Genomic DNA, 14,188 nt, shown 5'->3' with positions numbered 1-14,188 from the left:
GAACGAACAAGCATTGGCATGACCCTCGTCACGTGACGACGATGTACGGATGAGCATGAGAAGAACTGTCATCACGGGCGGAACTGTCATCAGCATGGACGACGAGTACGGCGACCTCCCGGACGGAGCTGTTCTCATCGAGGGTGACCGGATCACGGCCGTCGTGCGGTCCGCCGACGAGTTCACTGGTATCGACGCTGAGGTCATTGATACCGAGGGTGGCTACATCCTGCCCGGAATGATCGACAGCCATCGGCACACGTGGATGGCATTGCTGCGAGGGATCTCAGCGGACCAGTCCCTGCTCGAGTTCCTGGCCTCGACCTTCTACGGGATCGGCTCGATCGTCCGACCGGAGGATGCGGCTGCGGCTTCGACGGTCGGCGCGCTCGAAGCCCTCGACGCCGGGGTAACGACGATCATGGATTGCCACGACTGTGTGAACAGTCCGGATCACGCGCGCGCGGACATCGAGGCATTGCGCGCCGTCGGAATCCGCTCGGTCTATGCGTATGGCATGCAGCAGTACGACTACCGGCCGCCTGTCTTCGAATCTCATGAGCACCGCCTCGGCGAAGCGGAGCGGCTGCGGTCGGAGTACTTCGCTTCGGATGACAGTCTGTCCCGAATGGGGATGCTGTACAGCGATTTCGGCACCGTCGCGTTCGCCGAAACCGCAGCGGAGATCCGAAAGGTCCGCGAGCTGGGAATCCTCGGCGCCTCACACACCGGTGCCGCGACGAACTCGATCCTGCTGAGGGGGCTGCACGAACTTCATCACCATGGACTGCTTCTGCCCGGGCACCTGCACATCCACTGTCCAGCCCTCGACGATGGGGAATGGAGGCTACTCGCCGACACCGGTGCGAAGGTCACCATCGCGCCCGAGACCGAGATGCAGATGGGCATGGGACATCCGCCGTTCCGGGCGGCACTCGATCACGGTCTGGCCCCGGCGATCAGCACAGACATCGTGTGCGTCGGCTCGGGCGACCTGTTTTCTCAGATGCGTCTGGGTCTGCAGTTCCAGCGAGCGCTCGACCACGCCGTCACCCATGCGATCGGGACTGTGCCCGCAACAGTGCAACTCGGTGTCCATGATGCACTCAGCTGGGCAACGCGCAACGGCGCCGCCGCGCTGGGGCTCGGTGACGCTGTCGGTTCGATCACCGCCGGTAAGAAGGCCGACGTGATCGTCGTCAAACCGCGGATGGACCTGGTGCGGTCGAGCTACCCGGCCGGCTCGGTGGTGCTGCAGTCCACCGCAGCAGACGTGGACACCGTCATGGTCGACGGCGTGATCCGCAAGCACAACGGTCGCCTTGTCGGTCAGGATCTAGCCGCGGTTCGATCCAACGCGAACGCCGCACTCGACCGGATCGAGAAGGCGGCCGCGGGCCTGGCCACGCACAGCACCGAGGAAATCTACGGTTGGTTCACTGCGGCCGAGCAGACGGCCTCCGCCAACTTCGCCCAGGCCTACGTCGAGGATTGACCTGAGCCGTTCGGCGCTGTGGCCATGGCCGGCGCGGAATCTGCGATGCCAGGCGCGCCCGCCGGCGGACAGCACCGCGCCGCCAGAGATCAGCGTTAGGTTGGCGCATTCCACAACGCGATTCGTCGGGAGCTCCTCGGGACCCGAATGACGGATCGTACCGATCGCCGCTTCGCTCAGCTGTGAGAACCTGGGTATTTCGTCCGTACCCGCACGCGCGGCCACCGCGGCGATACCGGCCTTGGCCGGACTGCGCGGCCTTCGCTTCGACGGTGATCGCGAGCTGAGCCGAGCCAGGGTCCTGGTCGCGGCATGATGTCGCGGCATTGATGGGGGCGAATCCGGCGGACTGGACCAGGACCAATACCGCGAACCGCCCGGGCCGGCTCTGCGCGACCCGGATGGTAGCGGCCGACACTGTTGCCGATGATCGTGGTTCGGCGGAAACCGTTCGCCGACAGCGCATCCCACACCCACAGGGCGACCTCGGCGAGCCCGTCTGCGGTGACCGCGGTCGGATCCCTTGCCAGGCGCTGCCAGGTGTGCGTCACAGACCTGACCGAACGGTGTGGGTGGAGCCGTCAGCGACTGTGGTCCAGTGGTCCGGCCGAACCCAGCATCGGCCTTCCCGGACGGCTAACCCGTCACTCGTTTGCGGCCGGTGACACGATCCTTGACGGCGTCCCGTTTCCCAAGGTCATCGATCACGCGGACAAGGGCGATGGTGAGGTCCGAACTGGGGTCGGCCAGGTCCAGGAAGACGTCATAGTGATTCCGGTTCGGGATGACGAGCAGTTCGCTGGGGGAGTGGGCCGCCCACATCCGGTGGAACTTCCGGCTCTGTTCGAGGAATCCGGCTCCATCGCGTTCGGCGACGGCGAAGACCGCCCTCGGGCCGGTACCAGATGCATGGAGCATAGGGCTGAGTAGCTCGGCGCGACGGATATCGAGACCGAGCCACTCATTGGCAAACGAGTCGATCAGGGGACGTAGATCGAAGAGGCCGCTGATCGGCATCGCTGCGCGGACAACGTGATCCGGTAGGTCGAAGTCACGTTGCCAGCCGGCCGTCATGACGGAACCGGTGAGATGACCGCCGGCCGAACTGCCGCCCACGACGATGCGCTCAGGGTCGAGCCCATGTGCTGCTCCGTGGTGATGCACCCAGGCCACGGCGGCCCGGACCTGGCGGACGATCTCCTCCAGCGAGGTCCCGGGTGCGAGGCCATAGTCGACCGAGACGGTAGCGATGCCGGCGGCATCGAGAGTACGTGCCATGAAGGCCGTGTCGTGCCGCGACAGTGCCCGCCAGTAGCCTCCATGGATGACCAGAAACACGGGGCGCAGTTCGTCGGTGGCCGTGCCCCAGACGTCGAGCTTCTGCCGACTGTCCGGGTCGTAGTACAGGCCCTCGAACCCGTGCAACCCTGCGACTGCCCGTTCGGATTGGGCTCGGTACTCGGCCATTACCTGGTCGAACAGTTCCGGGGTGACTGTGTTGCGGACGTTGTACTCGACGTCGACCTGGGGATCGGACATCGAACGGTCAGAACGTGGAGCGAGCGAGGGTGCGAACTTCCTCGGCGACCAGGGCAGGCGAGTCGAGGGTGGGGAAGTGCGTCTCGCCGCCGAGCATGCGGAAGGTGAACCACTGATGGGCGTCATGGAAGTCCTGCTGTGCCTGCAGGTATTCCGGCGCGGTCGGCTGGGAGAACAAGTGCCTGATGGGCCGGTGCTCGGCCACCTTGTCCATCCGCTGCAGGGGCGATCCCCACTGACGGTAGGCGGCGGCGATGACATCGCAAGAGCGGGCCCACATCTCGTGGTCGAAGGCTGCCATCTCATTGTCGAGATGGTTGCGGACCAGCTCGTTGGAGCTGCCATTGAGCCAGATGTCGAACAGCTCGCGCTGGGCTGCCTGCCAGTTGTCCGGGTCGTGGCTGCCGGCGAGGCCGGCAAGGAACTCCGCCGAGGCAGGCGTCATGAGCCAGTCGATGACTATTGCTGCCGGCGCGCGATCGGCACCGACGTGATCGGTGAGCTCGAGGTTCGCCCAGCCGCCGTGCGAGGTCGACAGCGGCAGGAACCGGTCGACGCCGATTGCGTCCAGGACGGCCAGGGTATCGCCTGCCTGCTCGGTCGGGCCGAAATCCGCTACCGGGGTGCGGTCTTCGCCGTGGCCGCGCCAGTCGATTCGGACGACATGGTGGTCTTCGGCCAGCAGCGGGACCAGCGGGTCGAACAGCCGGTGGTCCTGGCACCAGCCGGTAAGAAGGGCGATCGTCGGTGTGCCGCGATCGCCGTGCTCATCGTACGAGATCGCATGTCCGGCAACATCGAGGCTCTTCATTGTGGAGGTCATCAGGCTTCCTTTCGATTCGGGTCGGTGCCGACGAAGTGGCAGGTCCCGTTTTGGATAGTCCGGGCGGCGCGCAAACGTGAGGGCCGAGCCCGCGTGCTTCGAGCGATGCGAGACTTCGCCCCGAATGTAAATGCCCACACCCCACCTACGTCCGCGCCGATGACTGCGGCAGTGCTGGTCTCCGTCACAGGTCCGTGACCTCCGGTGTCGTGCCGTGTATGTGACGCGGCAGGGGTAGTCCACCCATCTTGTGTCTCAGGGCACATACCTGTCGAATGCAATTCGGCACCTGAGGTATGCCGTTTATGGAATAGGCTGGGTGCGCCCTCTTGCACCGTCAACTGTTGCTGCGGTCAGCGCGGCGCGCCCGGTAGGCCTGCTGCCGACACCGGTGTGAGCAATAGCGTCGGTGGCGTCCGTGTGTGGGTTGGACGAGTGGGTCGGCGCACGTGGGACAGACAGCGCGCTGGCCGTCATTTTCGTCACAGGCGTCGTTGTTTCGAGATGTTTCGTCACCGGGTTCCCTGGTCGGCCGCGGTACGTGCAGATCTCCCATTGTGCGTGCGGCGGATATGAGATCCGGATCTGGGGAACCGCCACGAGGCGTGCGCCTGACGAGTTCGATCTCGAGCATCCGGCAATCGGCGACGATGTCGTCGGCCTCGCATCTGAGCAGATGTTTCAGGTAGCTACGCGCCGAATCCAACCGCTCCACCTCCCGATCGAGTCGGACGATGTTCTCCCTGATGACGTTCTGCCACTCGTCGAGACCCGTTGAGCCGGAGGTGACCACGCCTGCGCGGTCGAGCGGCATCCTGCCGATCACGCAGCACAGGTATGCGAGCCCAATCCGCCGGAGGTCATCCCGGCCGTACACCCGCCGTCCGCCAGAGCGGTCCGGAGTCGGCAGCACGCCCTGTCGCTCCCACCACCGCAGCGTTGAGGGGTTCAATCCGAACAACGCGGCTGCGCCGCCGATCCCGACGCGCATTTCAACGCACTCCTCCGCGTGTTGACATCAAGTCGACTTCACTAGTCAAGATAAGGGTAGCCTAATTTACTCGAAATCGTTGGGAACCGACCATGAACGAGTTGATCAGCACCACAGACATGTATTTGCGCACCCTCGTCGAGTTCGAGGAGGAGGGAACAGTCCCGCTGCGTGCGCGTATCGCCGAGAGGCTCGGTCAGAGCGGCCCCACTGTGAGCGAGACAGTAGCCCGCATGCAGCGGGATCGACTAGTAGTTCTCGCTGACGACCGGCGGGTAGAAATGACCGACAAAGGCGCAGGAGTAGCGATTTCGGTGATGCGTAAACACAGAATTGCCGAGCGGCTGCTTGCGGACGTGATCGGGGTGCCGTGGGAGCGGGTGCATCCCGAGGCATGCAGGCTCGAGCATGTGATCAGTGATGCGGTCGAACGTCGCGTCCTCGAACTCCTCGATTATCCAAACACGTCGCCATACGGAAATCCGATACCCGGGCTGGCGATGTTGGGCATCGAGCCGTTCCTGATGCAGCGCGCACCCGCGCGGTTCGGCGCGGTCGTACGGGCAGGAGAGGTAGTCGTCCGGATCGAATGGATCGCCGAGCACTTGCAGGCCGACTCCGATCTTCTGGCGCGGATGCGTGCGTGCGGATTCCTCCCCGGCAGCATCGTCGTGATCTCTGGTACCGCCGGCGACGTGGTCTCCATCGATACGGGCTCAGCAACAGTGGAGTTCGGTGCGGAAGTCCTCGAAGGTGTGTTTTGCTCGTCGATCGACGCAGAGGATCCCTGCGATCTCTCTGCACGGGGGAGTCCGGCCGAATGCCTCCGGGTTGCGCGATCGTCGCATCCGGTCCCCACGCCTGAATGTATTTCCCGAACCAACGCCGAGAACTGAGGAACGAACGATGTCACAACCACCGACAACGCCCCGAACCGGGTCGCGTCCGCGACTGGTCACCTATCGGGCGATCGTCACGCGGGTGCGCCATGTAGGCCCGCAATTCGTCCGCGTCACCCTCGGCGGACCCGAGATGCGTAACTACGAAACCGGCGAAACCGCGGCGAGGGTGAAGGTTTTCGTCCCGACCGACCCGGACGCGGATCCGGTGGCGCCCACTCTCCCACCGTCAAGCTTCGAGTTTCCGGCCGGAGCGGATGCGCCGGTCGCCCGGACCTACACCGTGCGCGCTCACCGGCCCGAGTCAGGGGAGATCGACATCGACTTCGTCGTGCACCCGAATGGGCCGGGCGGGAGGTGGGCCGCAGGAGCTCGTGTCGGCGACGTGATCACGATTTCCCATGGCGTCGGGCAGTCCCTACCCGGCGGAATTCGTGACCTCCTGCTCGTGGGCGATCCGTCGTCGTTACCCGCGATCATGACCATCCTGCACAGCGCCGATCCATCGATCGCCCGCCGCGTACTGCTCCTCGCCGACGGCCCGTCGGATGTTCTTCCCCTCGAACCTGCCGCCCGGGATTGCGGTCGCTGGCTGTATCCGAATGGCGCCTCGAACGCGGGCACGGCCCTCGCCGACGCGGTTCGCGGTGAGCTATCCGCTCGCCACCCGGACTACGTGTGGGTGGCGGGCGAGGCGACTACCCTCATACAAGTACGCCGAGTACTGCGCGACGACGGCGCCTACACGAAAGCGACATCCAAAATCGCAGGGTACTGGCGACGGTCGAGTACCGCCGACGAATTCGAGCGAGACACCTACGCCCGTATGCGGGCACTGGTCGATGGCGGCATCGAGCCCACCGAACAGGATTTGGAGGAGTTGAGCGTGCCCGGATCCGGCTGACCACCGCGGTTCGCCTGCGAAGCCGCCGCAAAGCCCATCGTGCGGACAGGCGAGGGCGGGCCCCTCAGAGGCCCAGGAACCGTTCCGCATTACCACGTGTGATCAGTTGTCGCGCAGTACTGTCGAGGAACTCGCTCTTGCGGACGACCTCGCCGACCGGCCGTTCACCGAGGGGATAGGGGTAGTCGCTTCCTACCATGACCCGGTCGACGCCGATTGTTTCGACCAACAGGCGCAGGGCGCGCTCGTCGAACACCACAGAGTCGACGTAAAAGCGGCCGATGTAGTGAGATGGCGGGAATTCCGACGTTCCGATCACATCGTTGCGTCCATGCCAGGCGTTCTCCATCCTTCCCAGCCAGAACGCGAATGATCCGCCGCCGTGGGCGAAGCCGATCTTCAGGCGGTTGTCGATCCGGTCGAAGACCCCCCCGAGAATCAGCGCGAGGATCGACAGGTGCGTCTCGGCCGGCATCGCGGTCAGCCATTGCGCCATCCACCGGTCCAGGCGTGGCGAGCTCGCCATATCCCAGGGGTGTACGAATACTGGAACGTCCAGGGAGGCGCAGTGCTGGAGGAAAGTGACCACGCCCTCGCTGTCCAGGTCGCTGTCCCCGACATGATTGCCTATCTCGACGCCACGGTGGCCGTTGGACAGGCATCGCTCGAGTTCGCGACAGGCGGCGTCGGTGTCTTGCAGTGGCACTTGGCAGAAAGGGATCAGCCGGTCGGTAGCCGGCGCGACGATCTCGAGTGCCAAGTCGTTGAAGATCCGGGCGATCCGCGAGCCCTGGTCGCCCGAGCGGCCGTAGTTGAAGAACGCGGGTGTTGGTGAGACAACCTGGGTATGCACCCCATCGGCGTCCATGTCGCGCAACCGGTGCTCGGCGTCCCAACAGTCCGCTTGGATCCGGCGGAACTCCCTGGTGCCCATCATGAGCATTGCGTCCGACTCGGTCTCGAACCGCAACCATGGTGCCTCCGGTCCGCCGTCTTCGGTCAGATCGGGCCAGCTCCTCGGTACATAGTGGGTGTGGATATCGATCATTCCGGACACTGCCTCACCCCTTGCCTGGATGAACAGTTCCGCAGTTCCCGCAGGTACGGGCCTTGACACTGTCGTAGAACTGGGTGAAGACGGGCGGAAGGTCGGCCACGATGTTGCGGACCTGGAGCTCGACCTCATGGATCAGCGCGCTGCACTTCTGGCAGTACCATTGGAACTTCTCGAGCGTACCCTCCCGACGCACCCGCTCGATCACAAGACCGATCGAGCCGGCCTCCGGACGCTGCGGCGAATGTGGCAGGTTTCCCGGCAGCAGCCAGGTTTCGCCCTCGTGGATGTGCACTGTTTCGGGACCGTTGTCGGTCATCACGTTGACGTGCATATCACCCCTGAGCTGGTAGAACCACTCCTCATACGGGTCGAGATGAAAGTCGGTCCGCTGGTTCGGGCCGCCGACGACCTGCACGATGAAGTCGTCGCCTAGCGCCATGGTCTGGTTGTTGACCGGTGGCTTGAGCAGGTGCTCGTTGTCGGCGATCCACTGTTGGAAGTCGATGGTGGGCGGGATGTGGGTCATGACGTGGCCTCCGTGGTCGGGGTGTGCTGGCGGTGGGCGGGCAAGTAGGCCACGCCCTGCATCTCGATGAGCAGATGTGGGTGCGGTAGCTGGTGCACCGCGAGGGTGGTGCGTGTTGGTCCGCTCTCGTCGAACAGTTCGGCGTAAACCTCGTTGTAGCCGCCGAAATCGTTCATCGAGACCAGATAGGAGGTGACCTGAACCAGGTCCGACAGCTCGGCGCCGACCTCAGCGAGGATCGAGCGCATGTTCTCGATGACCGCGCGGGTCTGCGCCCGGATGTCCAAATCGGTGGTGCCCATCTCGTCGACCTCGACACCGACGAAGGTATTGTCGGGCTGCCGGGAGCTGGTCCCGGAGACGTACACGAAATCCCCGGCTACCTTCACGTGTGGGAACCGACCGCGCGGGGTCGCAAGACGATCGATCACCTTGGCACTGTTTGCGCTGCGGCTCATGCGATTCCCTTCACTGTGACGCGGCCGAGTCCTGCAATGTCGCATTGCGCAGTGCCTGCGGTCAGCGGGATCGCTGCCGTTGCAGCACCCGCGAGAATGACCTCGCCGGCGCGCATCGGAATCTTCCTGCGGCGGCTGATATCGAGCAGCGCATGCAGCGCCCGGACCGGATTGCCGAGGATTGCGGCTGTCGATCCGGTCACGGTCTCGGCTCCGACCTCCAAGCGGACCGCGCGGTTCGCCACGTCCTGTAGCTTCAGCCACGTGCCGATCACATAGCCTGCGGCCGAGGTGTTGTCGGCGACGACATCGGTATAGGTGAACCGGAAGTCCCGATATCGCGAATCGATGATCTCCATAGCCGGCGCAACCGAGTCCACATACGATTCGATGTCCACCATCGGATCGTCCGGGTCGATATCGCGAGCAATCCGATAGGCGATCTCGGGCTCGATCTTGGGGTGGATAAAGCGCGACAACTTCACCTCGCCTCCGTCATCGATCCTCATCTCATCGGTGAGTCGGCCGACGATCACCTCCGACACACCCATTTGCGACATCTTCGCCCTGCTGGTGAAGCCGAGCTTCACCCCGACAAGTGACTCGCCCCGGGCAAGTCGGCGGCCGATCAGTTCGTTTTGGATTCGGTACGCGTCGTCGATGCCGATGTCATCGGTGTCAGCCAGGCTGGGCGTATCGGTCACAGTGCACTGAGCCTCATCGAGGCGGGTGGCTAAACTAGCGATATCGATTGTTTTGGTATTCAACGAGATTCACTCTCCAATGCTGCTACACCCCGCTGCCGAACGGAGCCCGGCTCGATGCCGAGGAACATGCCGTCGTGGCCGCCCTCGATGACGGCGTCGACTTCGCCGAGGCCGTCGAGTCGTAGCCGGAATGTGCCCTCGGCTGAGATCGGTACCATCGGACCCAATGCGCCCGACATGATCACGTCGCCTGCGCGGAGTGGATGTCCGCGTCGGGCGAGTTCCCGAGCCAGCCAGGTCACAGCAACGACCGGCGACCCCAAACAGGCGTGCCCCGCGCCGAAGGAGACCGGCTCACCGTCGCGCTCGAGCACCATCCCGACCCGAGCCAGATCGAGTCCGGTCGGCGAAACCGGAGTGACGCCCAGGACGACGGCCCCGCTGGAGGCGTTGTCCGCGACCGTATCGGTGATAGTGAGGTCCCAGTTCGCGATTCGGGAGTCGACGATCTCGATCGCCGGCAGTACGAAGTCGGTGGCGCGTAGTACGTCTGCCGCAGTGGCGCCGGCCTTTTCGATGTCACGGCCTAGGACGAACGCAATCTCGCCTTCGGCCCGCGGCTGGAGGAATCGTGAGTACGGCACGGGTTCGCGGTGACCGTAGATCATGTCGTCGAGCAACATGCCGAAGTCGGGCTGGAAGACTCCGAACTGCTGTTGAACTGCCGGTGCGGTGAGACCGATCTTCGCGCCGACCACCCGCGCGCCTGCGGCGACTCGCGCGCTGATCACCTCGCGTTGCACCGCGTAGGCCGCGTCGAGATTTGTTTCGCCCACGAACTCTCGCACGGGAGCGGTAGCTCTCCTGGTCTCGGCTGCGACGCGTAGCCGGTCGGCTGCGGCAGCGATAAAGTCGGTGTTCACGATCGTCTCCTGCTCGGTCATAGCTGCACGCACACATTCGTCGGTTCCGTGTAGAAGTGCAGCGAGGATTCGCCACCCTCGCGCCCGATACCGGAGAGCCCGGCACCGCCGAAGGGGGAGCGGAGTTCTCGGGTGAACCAGGTGTTGACCCAGGAGATGCCGACTCGCATCTGCTGCGCGACACGGTGACCCCGCCGAATGTCATTGGTCCACACCGCAGCGGCCAAACCGTACTCGGTGTCGTTGGCGAGTGCGATCGCCTCGTCCTCGGTGTCGAAGGGGATCAGCGCTGCGACCGGACCGAAGATCTCCTCCCGTACCGGGCGGTCCGCATTCGTCAGACCCGTCCACAGGGTGGGCTCTATCCAGGATCCGGCGTCAAGAGCAGCACCCAGGTCGGGAACGCCGCCACCGGCGATGACTTCGGCGCCGGCCTGCTCCGCTAGTTCGAAGTAGCCGAGTACTTTGTCTCGGTGCGCCTGGGAGATGAGTGGCCCTGTGGTAGTCGCGGGGTCCGAAGGTGCACCCAGACGCAACCGGGCGGCCCGCTCGGCGAGACCTCCTGCGATGTCGTCAAATATTCCCCGCTGGACGTACACCCGCTCGGTGCACAAGCACACCTGTCCGGTGTTGGTGAACACGGACCGGGTCAGCCCGGTCAGCGCCTCATCGAGGTCCACGTCGTCGAACACAACGGCCGCGTTCTTGCCACCGAGTTCGAAGGACACCGGCCGCACCCGCGGGGCGACTGTTCTCATCACATGTGCGCCGGTTGCGGACGACCCGGTGAAGGTCACTCCATCGATTCCCGGGTGCGCTGTCAGAAGCTCCCCAGCCGAGCCCGATCCGAAACCATGGACCACGTTGAATACACCGTGCGGCAGCCCCACCTCTTGGAGCACATCGGCGAGCAGAGTCGCTGTCGAAGGGGTTTCTTCACTCGGCTTGACAATGACAGCGTTGCCGCAGGCGAGTGCGGGCGCCACCTTCCAAGTCAGCAACAACAGTGGCAGGTTCCAGGGCACGATCACCGCGACCACTCCCAAGGGCTTGCGTACCGCGTAGTTCAAGGCCTGTTTGCCGCCGGCGAGGTCGGTGAGGAAGGACTCTTGCCCGGCTGCTGCCGCGGTATCGGCGAAGGCTCGGAAATTGGCCGGCGCCCTCGCGACATCGAGTTCACGAGCCTGCGTGATCGGCTTCCCGGTGTCGGCGATCTCGGCGGCCACGAACTCCTCGAACCGTTCCTCGATCCGATTCGCGGCCCGCCGCAGCAGCTCTGCGCGCTCGCGGACCGGCGTATCCGCCCACCCCCGATGTAGTGCCCGGCGCGCCGCAGCGACGGCTCGGTCGACCAGCGGCGAATCGGCCTCGTGCACACGCCCCACCAGCGCGCCGGTAGCGGGGTCAAGATTGTCGAAGCCGCGTTGCGGGTTGGGATCGACAAATTCGCCATCCACGTAGTTGCGAATCCAACGTTCGGTCGATGTGGTCATGAACACATGATTGAGGAATCTCCTATGTTGAACAAATGCAAATTCTGGCGTTTGCTATGCCTATCTTGAAGGTGCTCGGTCGCCTGATCTACAGGAATGGCGGAAAGCTGCCGCCGCCAACACGTCGATGGAATCCGCGCTCAGAGCTTTGTCGTCGACATCGCGGTCTTGGTGTGGGCGTAGCGGAATGCTGTGGGCGTCATCGTCGTACGACGCAGGAAGAATTTGCCGAACGTGGCCGAGTCGTGGAAGCCGAGCCGCCGACCGACCGCCGCTACGGTGTGGTCGGTTTCCACCAGGAGCCGTTTGGCTTCCAGCAGGACTCGATCGTCGAGGACCTGTTTGGGGGTGCGGCCGACCGCGGATTCGGTGGCCCGGGCGAGGGTACGGACCGAGTAGCCGAGCTGGGCGGCGTAGTCCTCGACAGTGCGGCGCTCGGCGAATCCCTCTTCGACAGCTCGTTCGAAGTGTTGGTACGTCTCGCCGCCGGAGGTGAGGATCTTTTCCCGGTCCGGCCGGGGCAGGTCGGCGATTCGCAGTATCACCGCGGCGAGGTGATGGGCGAGGCGTTCGGCATGGCGAACGCTGTCGGAGGCGGTTCGGTAGGTCTCGTCGAACAGCGCGATCGCGCGGTCGATCTCGTGATGGGTGGTGGGATCGAGGAGCCAGTTGACCTGGCCGTACCGGTCGTTGATGAGGTCCGATGCTGTTGCCAGCGACGGTAAGAACTCCTCGGTGAAGAGGATGACGCGCCCATCGAGTGCCGGGTCGTCGCCGTCGGGGAGTTTGGAGACCTGCCCGGGACGCGCGTGAAACAAGGTGCCCACCGCGCAGGGATAACCGATGAAGTCGAACTGCGCCTTGCCGGTGCCGGAGGTGATCAGGATGATCTGGTGAAAGGCAAGTCGCTGAGGGGCGCGAAACGTGGCCATCGAAACCCGGCTGCGGATCTCGGCCAACGTCAGGGCCTCGACGCCGAGCCGTGGTCTACGCGGGTTGCGGTAGTCGAGACGATGGGCGACCGCTCGGTCCTGTTCCACTGCCTCAGAATAGTCCGCGAGCGTCGCCTAGAACGATTCGTTGTCGTGTGGCAGCGCGGCGGGCAGCGCGGCCATCACATCCCAGTGCTCGGCGATCTTGGCGTCCTCGATCCGGAACAGGTCGTAGAACGCGTGCGGGCACCCGTCGAAGGTCCCCTCCGACTGAGTGAACACGAACTGTCCCTCGGCGACGACGCGGTGCAGACGGTGATATTCCATCATGATGCCGTGACGTGCATTCTCGGCCAGAAAGGCCCGCATCCCCGACATGCCGTCCGCGATCACCGGATTGTGCTGGTGGTATGTATCACCGGCGAGGTACTGCGCCATCGCCAGGTATTCCCCACCCACCAGCACCCGCGCCATGAATTCCCGTACCAGGGACCGGTTCTCGTCGGTCCGATCACGATCGGTGACCACAGTGGGACCGTCGAGCTGGCCGCGCCCGCTCACCGTGCTCGACACCAGCGGGGTCGCGGCGTCCCACTGCTCGTCGAGCTGGTCGTTCTCGATACGGAACAGGCTGAACGCCACCATCGGCTCGGGTGCCACCCCGTGGAACACGCCATGCGTAACCACAAGATCGCGGTCTGCGAGCACGCGAACGATCTCGTAGTCGAATTCGTCGGGGATGTTCAGGAGGAAATCACGGACCCCGTCGGGTCCGTCTGCCACCGAACCGCTGTGTTGAATGTAGTTGGGCGAAATGTGAGTATCGACAGCGTCGATGTCGCGCTTCCCGAGTAGGTCGGACAGCGCGTTCTCGACTATCAGCTTAGGTTCTGTCATCGATTCTCCGCGGGCTTCGGCGGCCATACGCCGAGGTCGATCGCCAGGAGCAACAAATCATAAAAGAGGTATTCCTCGGCGATCTTGCCGTTGTCGAATCGGGCGATCGTCGCCAGCGTGATCTCGACCTCGCGGCCGGTCGGCGGCACACTGAGCCCGTACAGGTTGAACGTGCCGGTATGGGTACCGGTCATCACGCTGATGCCCGCCATCCAGTCACCGGACCCGAACTGCACCTTGTACTCAGGAAACCCGTCGTCACCGACCGGACCGATCGTGATGTCGGCGAAAGCGTCGAAGAAGACCTGCATATCGGCCTCGTGCATACCGACACCGGCCCGGGGCACATGCGATCCGGGCTGGTGAACGACGACATCATCGGTATGGGCTCGGAGAAACTCCGCAGTTCGGGCATTCCAGGAACGGTCGCCCCGGCGAAAGATGTCCATGTTCTCGGATACTTTGTCCATGGATCCATCGTGGCAAGCTGTTTCCGTGCTGACGACGGCGATTCTGGACAGGTTGTCGTCAAAACCGGCCAGGG

At 64.2% G+C, this 14,188-nt stretch carries 14 protein-coding genes and 1 pseudogene; 3 read left to right on the top strand and 12 right to left on the bottom strand.

Going from position 1 to position 14,188, the window contains the following annotated elements; translation table 11 throughout:
• The first annotated feature begins 55 nt into the window (after positions 1-55).
• A complete protein-coding gene (locus ACWZHB_RS17840; protein ID WP_427903016.1) occupies positions 56-1,495 on the top strand; it encodes an amidohydrolase family protein in 1,440 nt (479 codons plus the stop codon).
• Between the two features lie 636 nt (positions 1,496-2,131).
• Here the strand turns inward: ACWZHB_RS17840 and ACWZHB_RS17835 are convergent.
• From ACWZHB_RS17835 to ACWZHB_RS17825, 3 genes are all read right to left on the bottom strand, one after another.
• The gene (locus tag ACWZHB_RS17835) at positions 2,132-3,034 is read right to left on the bottom strand and encodes an alpha/beta hydrolase (protein ID WP_427903015.1); all 903 of its coding nucleotides are present in this window, start codon (positions 3,032-3,034) and stop codon (positions 2,132-2,134) included.
• 7 nt (positions 3,035-3,041) lie between these two features.
• Positions 3,042-3,857, bottom strand: coding sequence for an alpha/beta fold hydrolase (locus ACWZHB_RS17830; protein ID WP_427903014.1), 816 nt, complete (start codon positions 3,855-3,857; stop codon positions 3,042-3,044).
• A 337-nt stretch (positions 3,858-4,194) separates the two neighbouring features.
• Positions 4,195-4,848: a helix-turn-helix domain-containing protein gene (locus ACWZHB_RS17825; protein ID WP_427903013.1), complete on the bottom strand. Its 654-nt coding sequence runs from the start codon at positions 4,846-4,848 to the stop codon at positions 4,195-4,197.
• A gap of 92 nt (positions 4,849-4,940) precedes the next feature.
• Between ACWZHB_RS17825 and ACWZHB_RS17820 the strand changes: the two are divergent.
• Positions 4,941-5,358: pseudogene (locus tag ACWZHB_RS17820) on the top strand (metal-dependent transcriptional regulator); the annotation flags it as partial.
• Positions 5,359-5,754: 396 nt separating this feature from the next.
• Positions 5,755-6,651 (top strand): siderophore-interacting protein, encoded by an 897-nt coding sequence (locus tag ACWZHB_RS17815; protein ID WP_427903012.1) that lies wholly within the window; start codon positions 5,755-5,757, stop codon positions 6,649-6,651.
• Between the two features lie 64 nt (positions 6,652-6,715).
• Here ACWZHB_RS17815 and ACWZHB_RS17810 read toward each other — a convergent pair whose 3' ends face one another.
• The 9 genes from ACWZHB_RS17810 to ACWZHB_RS17770 all read right to left on the bottom strand — a co-directional run bounded on the left by ACWZHB_RS17810 (position 6,716) and on the right by ACWZHB_RS17770 (position 14,114).
• Positions 6,716-7,708, bottom strand: a complete 993-nt coding sequence (locus tag ACWZHB_RS17810; RefSeq protein WP_427903011.1) for an amidohydrolase family protein — start codon at positions 7,706-7,708, stop codon at positions 6,716-6,718.
• Between the two features lie 4 nt (positions 7,709-7,712).
• The gene (locus ACWZHB_RS17805) at positions 7,713-8,234 is read right to left on the bottom strand and encodes a 3-hydroxyanthranilate 3,4-dioxygenase (protein WP_427903010.1); all 522 of its coding nucleotides are present in this window, start codon (positions 8,232-8,234) and stop codon (positions 7,713-7,715) included.
• Complete coding sequence (locus ACWZHB_RS17800; protein WP_427903009.1) at positions 8,231-8,692, bottom strand: RidA family protein; 462 nt, start codon at positions 8,690-8,692, stop codon at positions 8,231-8,233. Before ACWZHB_RS17800 ends, ACWZHB_RS17805 begins: the two co-directional genes overlap by 4 nt.
• A complete protein-coding gene (locus tag ACWZHB_RS17795) occupies positions 8,689-9,459 on the bottom strand; it encodes a 2-keto-4-pentenoate hydratase (RefSeq protein ID WP_427903008.1) in 771 nt (256 codons plus the stop codon). Before ACWZHB_RS17795 ends, ACWZHB_RS17800 begins: the two co-directional genes overlap by 4 nt.
• Positions 9,456-10,343, bottom strand: coding sequence for a 2-keto-4-pentenoate hydratase (locus ACWZHB_RS17790; RefSeq protein ID WP_427903007.1), 888 nt, complete (start codon positions 10,341-10,343; stop codon positions 9,456-9,458). Before ACWZHB_RS17790 ends, ACWZHB_RS17795 begins: the two co-directional genes overlap by 4 nt.
• Complete coding sequence (locus ACWZHB_RS17785) at positions 10,340-11,815, bottom strand: 2-hydroxymuconic semialdehyde dehydrogenase (protein ID WP_427903006.1); 1,476 nt, start codon at positions 11,813-11,815, stop codon at positions 10,340-10,342. Before ACWZHB_RS17785 ends, ACWZHB_RS17790 begins: the two co-directional genes overlap by 4 nt.
• Before the next feature lie 140 nt (positions 11,816-11,955).
• Positions 11,956-12,855, bottom strand: a complete 900-nt coding sequence (locus tag ACWZHB_RS17780) for a helix-turn-helix transcriptional regulator (protein ID WP_427903005.1) — start codon at positions 12,853-12,855, stop codon at positions 11,956-11,958.
• Positions 12,856-12,882: 27 nt separating this feature from the next.
• Positions 12,883-13,644 (bottom strand): nuclear transport factor 2 family protein, encoded by a 762-nt coding sequence (locus ACWZHB_RS17775; RefSeq protein WP_427903004.1) that lies wholly within the window; start codon positions 13,642-13,644, stop codon positions 12,883-12,885.
• Entirely contained in the window at positions 13,641-14,114 is a 474-nt protein-coding gene (locus ACWZHB_RS17770; protein ID WP_427903003.1) for an ester cyclase, read from the bottom strand. Before ACWZHB_RS17770 ends, ACWZHB_RS17775 begins: the two co-directional genes overlap by 4 nt.
• Positions 14,115-14,188 lie beyond the last annotated feature (74 nt).

The sequence above is a fragment of the Nocardia sp. FBN12 genome (assembly GCF_054031145.1).
This window is presented reverse-complemented; position numbering and strand designations above follow the sequence as displayed.

What these genes read in the sequence shown, in the direction of transcription:
- ACWZHB_RS17840 (WP_427903016.1), top strand. Translation starts at nt 56, where the DNA reads ATGAGAAGAACTGTCATCACGGGCGGAACTGTCATCAGCATGGACGAC.
- ACWZHB_RS17835 (WP_427903015.1), bottom strand. Translation starts at nt 3,034, where the DNA reads ATGTCCGATCCCCAGGTCGACGTCGAGTACAACGTCCGCAACACAGTC.
- ACWZHB_RS17830 (WP_427903014.1), bottom strand. Translation starts at nt 3,857, where the DNA reads ATGACCTCCACAATGAAGAGCCTCGATGTTGCCGGACATGCGATCTCG.
- ACWZHB_RS17825 (WP_427903013.1), bottom strand. Translation starts at nt 4,848, where the DNA reads ATGCGCGTCGGGATCGGCGGCGCAGCCGCGTTGTTCGGATTGAACCCC.
- ACWZHB_RS17815 (WP_427903012.1), top strand. Translation starts at nt 5,755, where the DNA reads ATGTCACAACCACCGACAACGCCCCGAACCGGGTCGCGTCCGCGACTG.
- ACWZHB_RS17805 (WP_427903010.1), bottom strand. Translation starts at nt 8,234, where the DNA reads ATGACCCACATCCCGCCCACCATCGACTTCCAACAGTGGATCGCCGAC.
- ACWZHB_RS17800 (WP_427903009.1), bottom strand. Translation starts at nt 8,692, where the DNA reads ATGAGCCGCAGCGCAAACAGTGCCAAGGTGATCGATCGTCTTGCGACC.
- ACWZHB_RS17790 (WP_427903007.1), bottom strand. Translation starts at nt 10,343, where the DNA reads ATGACCGAGCAGGAGACGATCGTGAACACCGACTTTATCGCTGCCGCA.
- ACWZHB_RS17785 (WP_427903006.1), bottom strand. Translation starts at nt 11,815, where the DNA reads ATGACCACATCGACCGAACGTTGGATTCGCAACTACGTGGATGGCGAA.
- ACWZHB_RS17775 (WP_427903004.1), bottom strand. Translation starts at nt 13,644, where the DNA reads ATGACAGAACCTAAGCTGATAGTCGAGAACGCGCTGTCCGACCTACTC.
- ACWZHB_RS17770 (WP_427903003.1), bottom strand. Translation starts at nt 14,114, where the DNA reads ATGGACAAAGTATCCGAGAACATGGACATCTTTCGCCGGGGCGACCGT.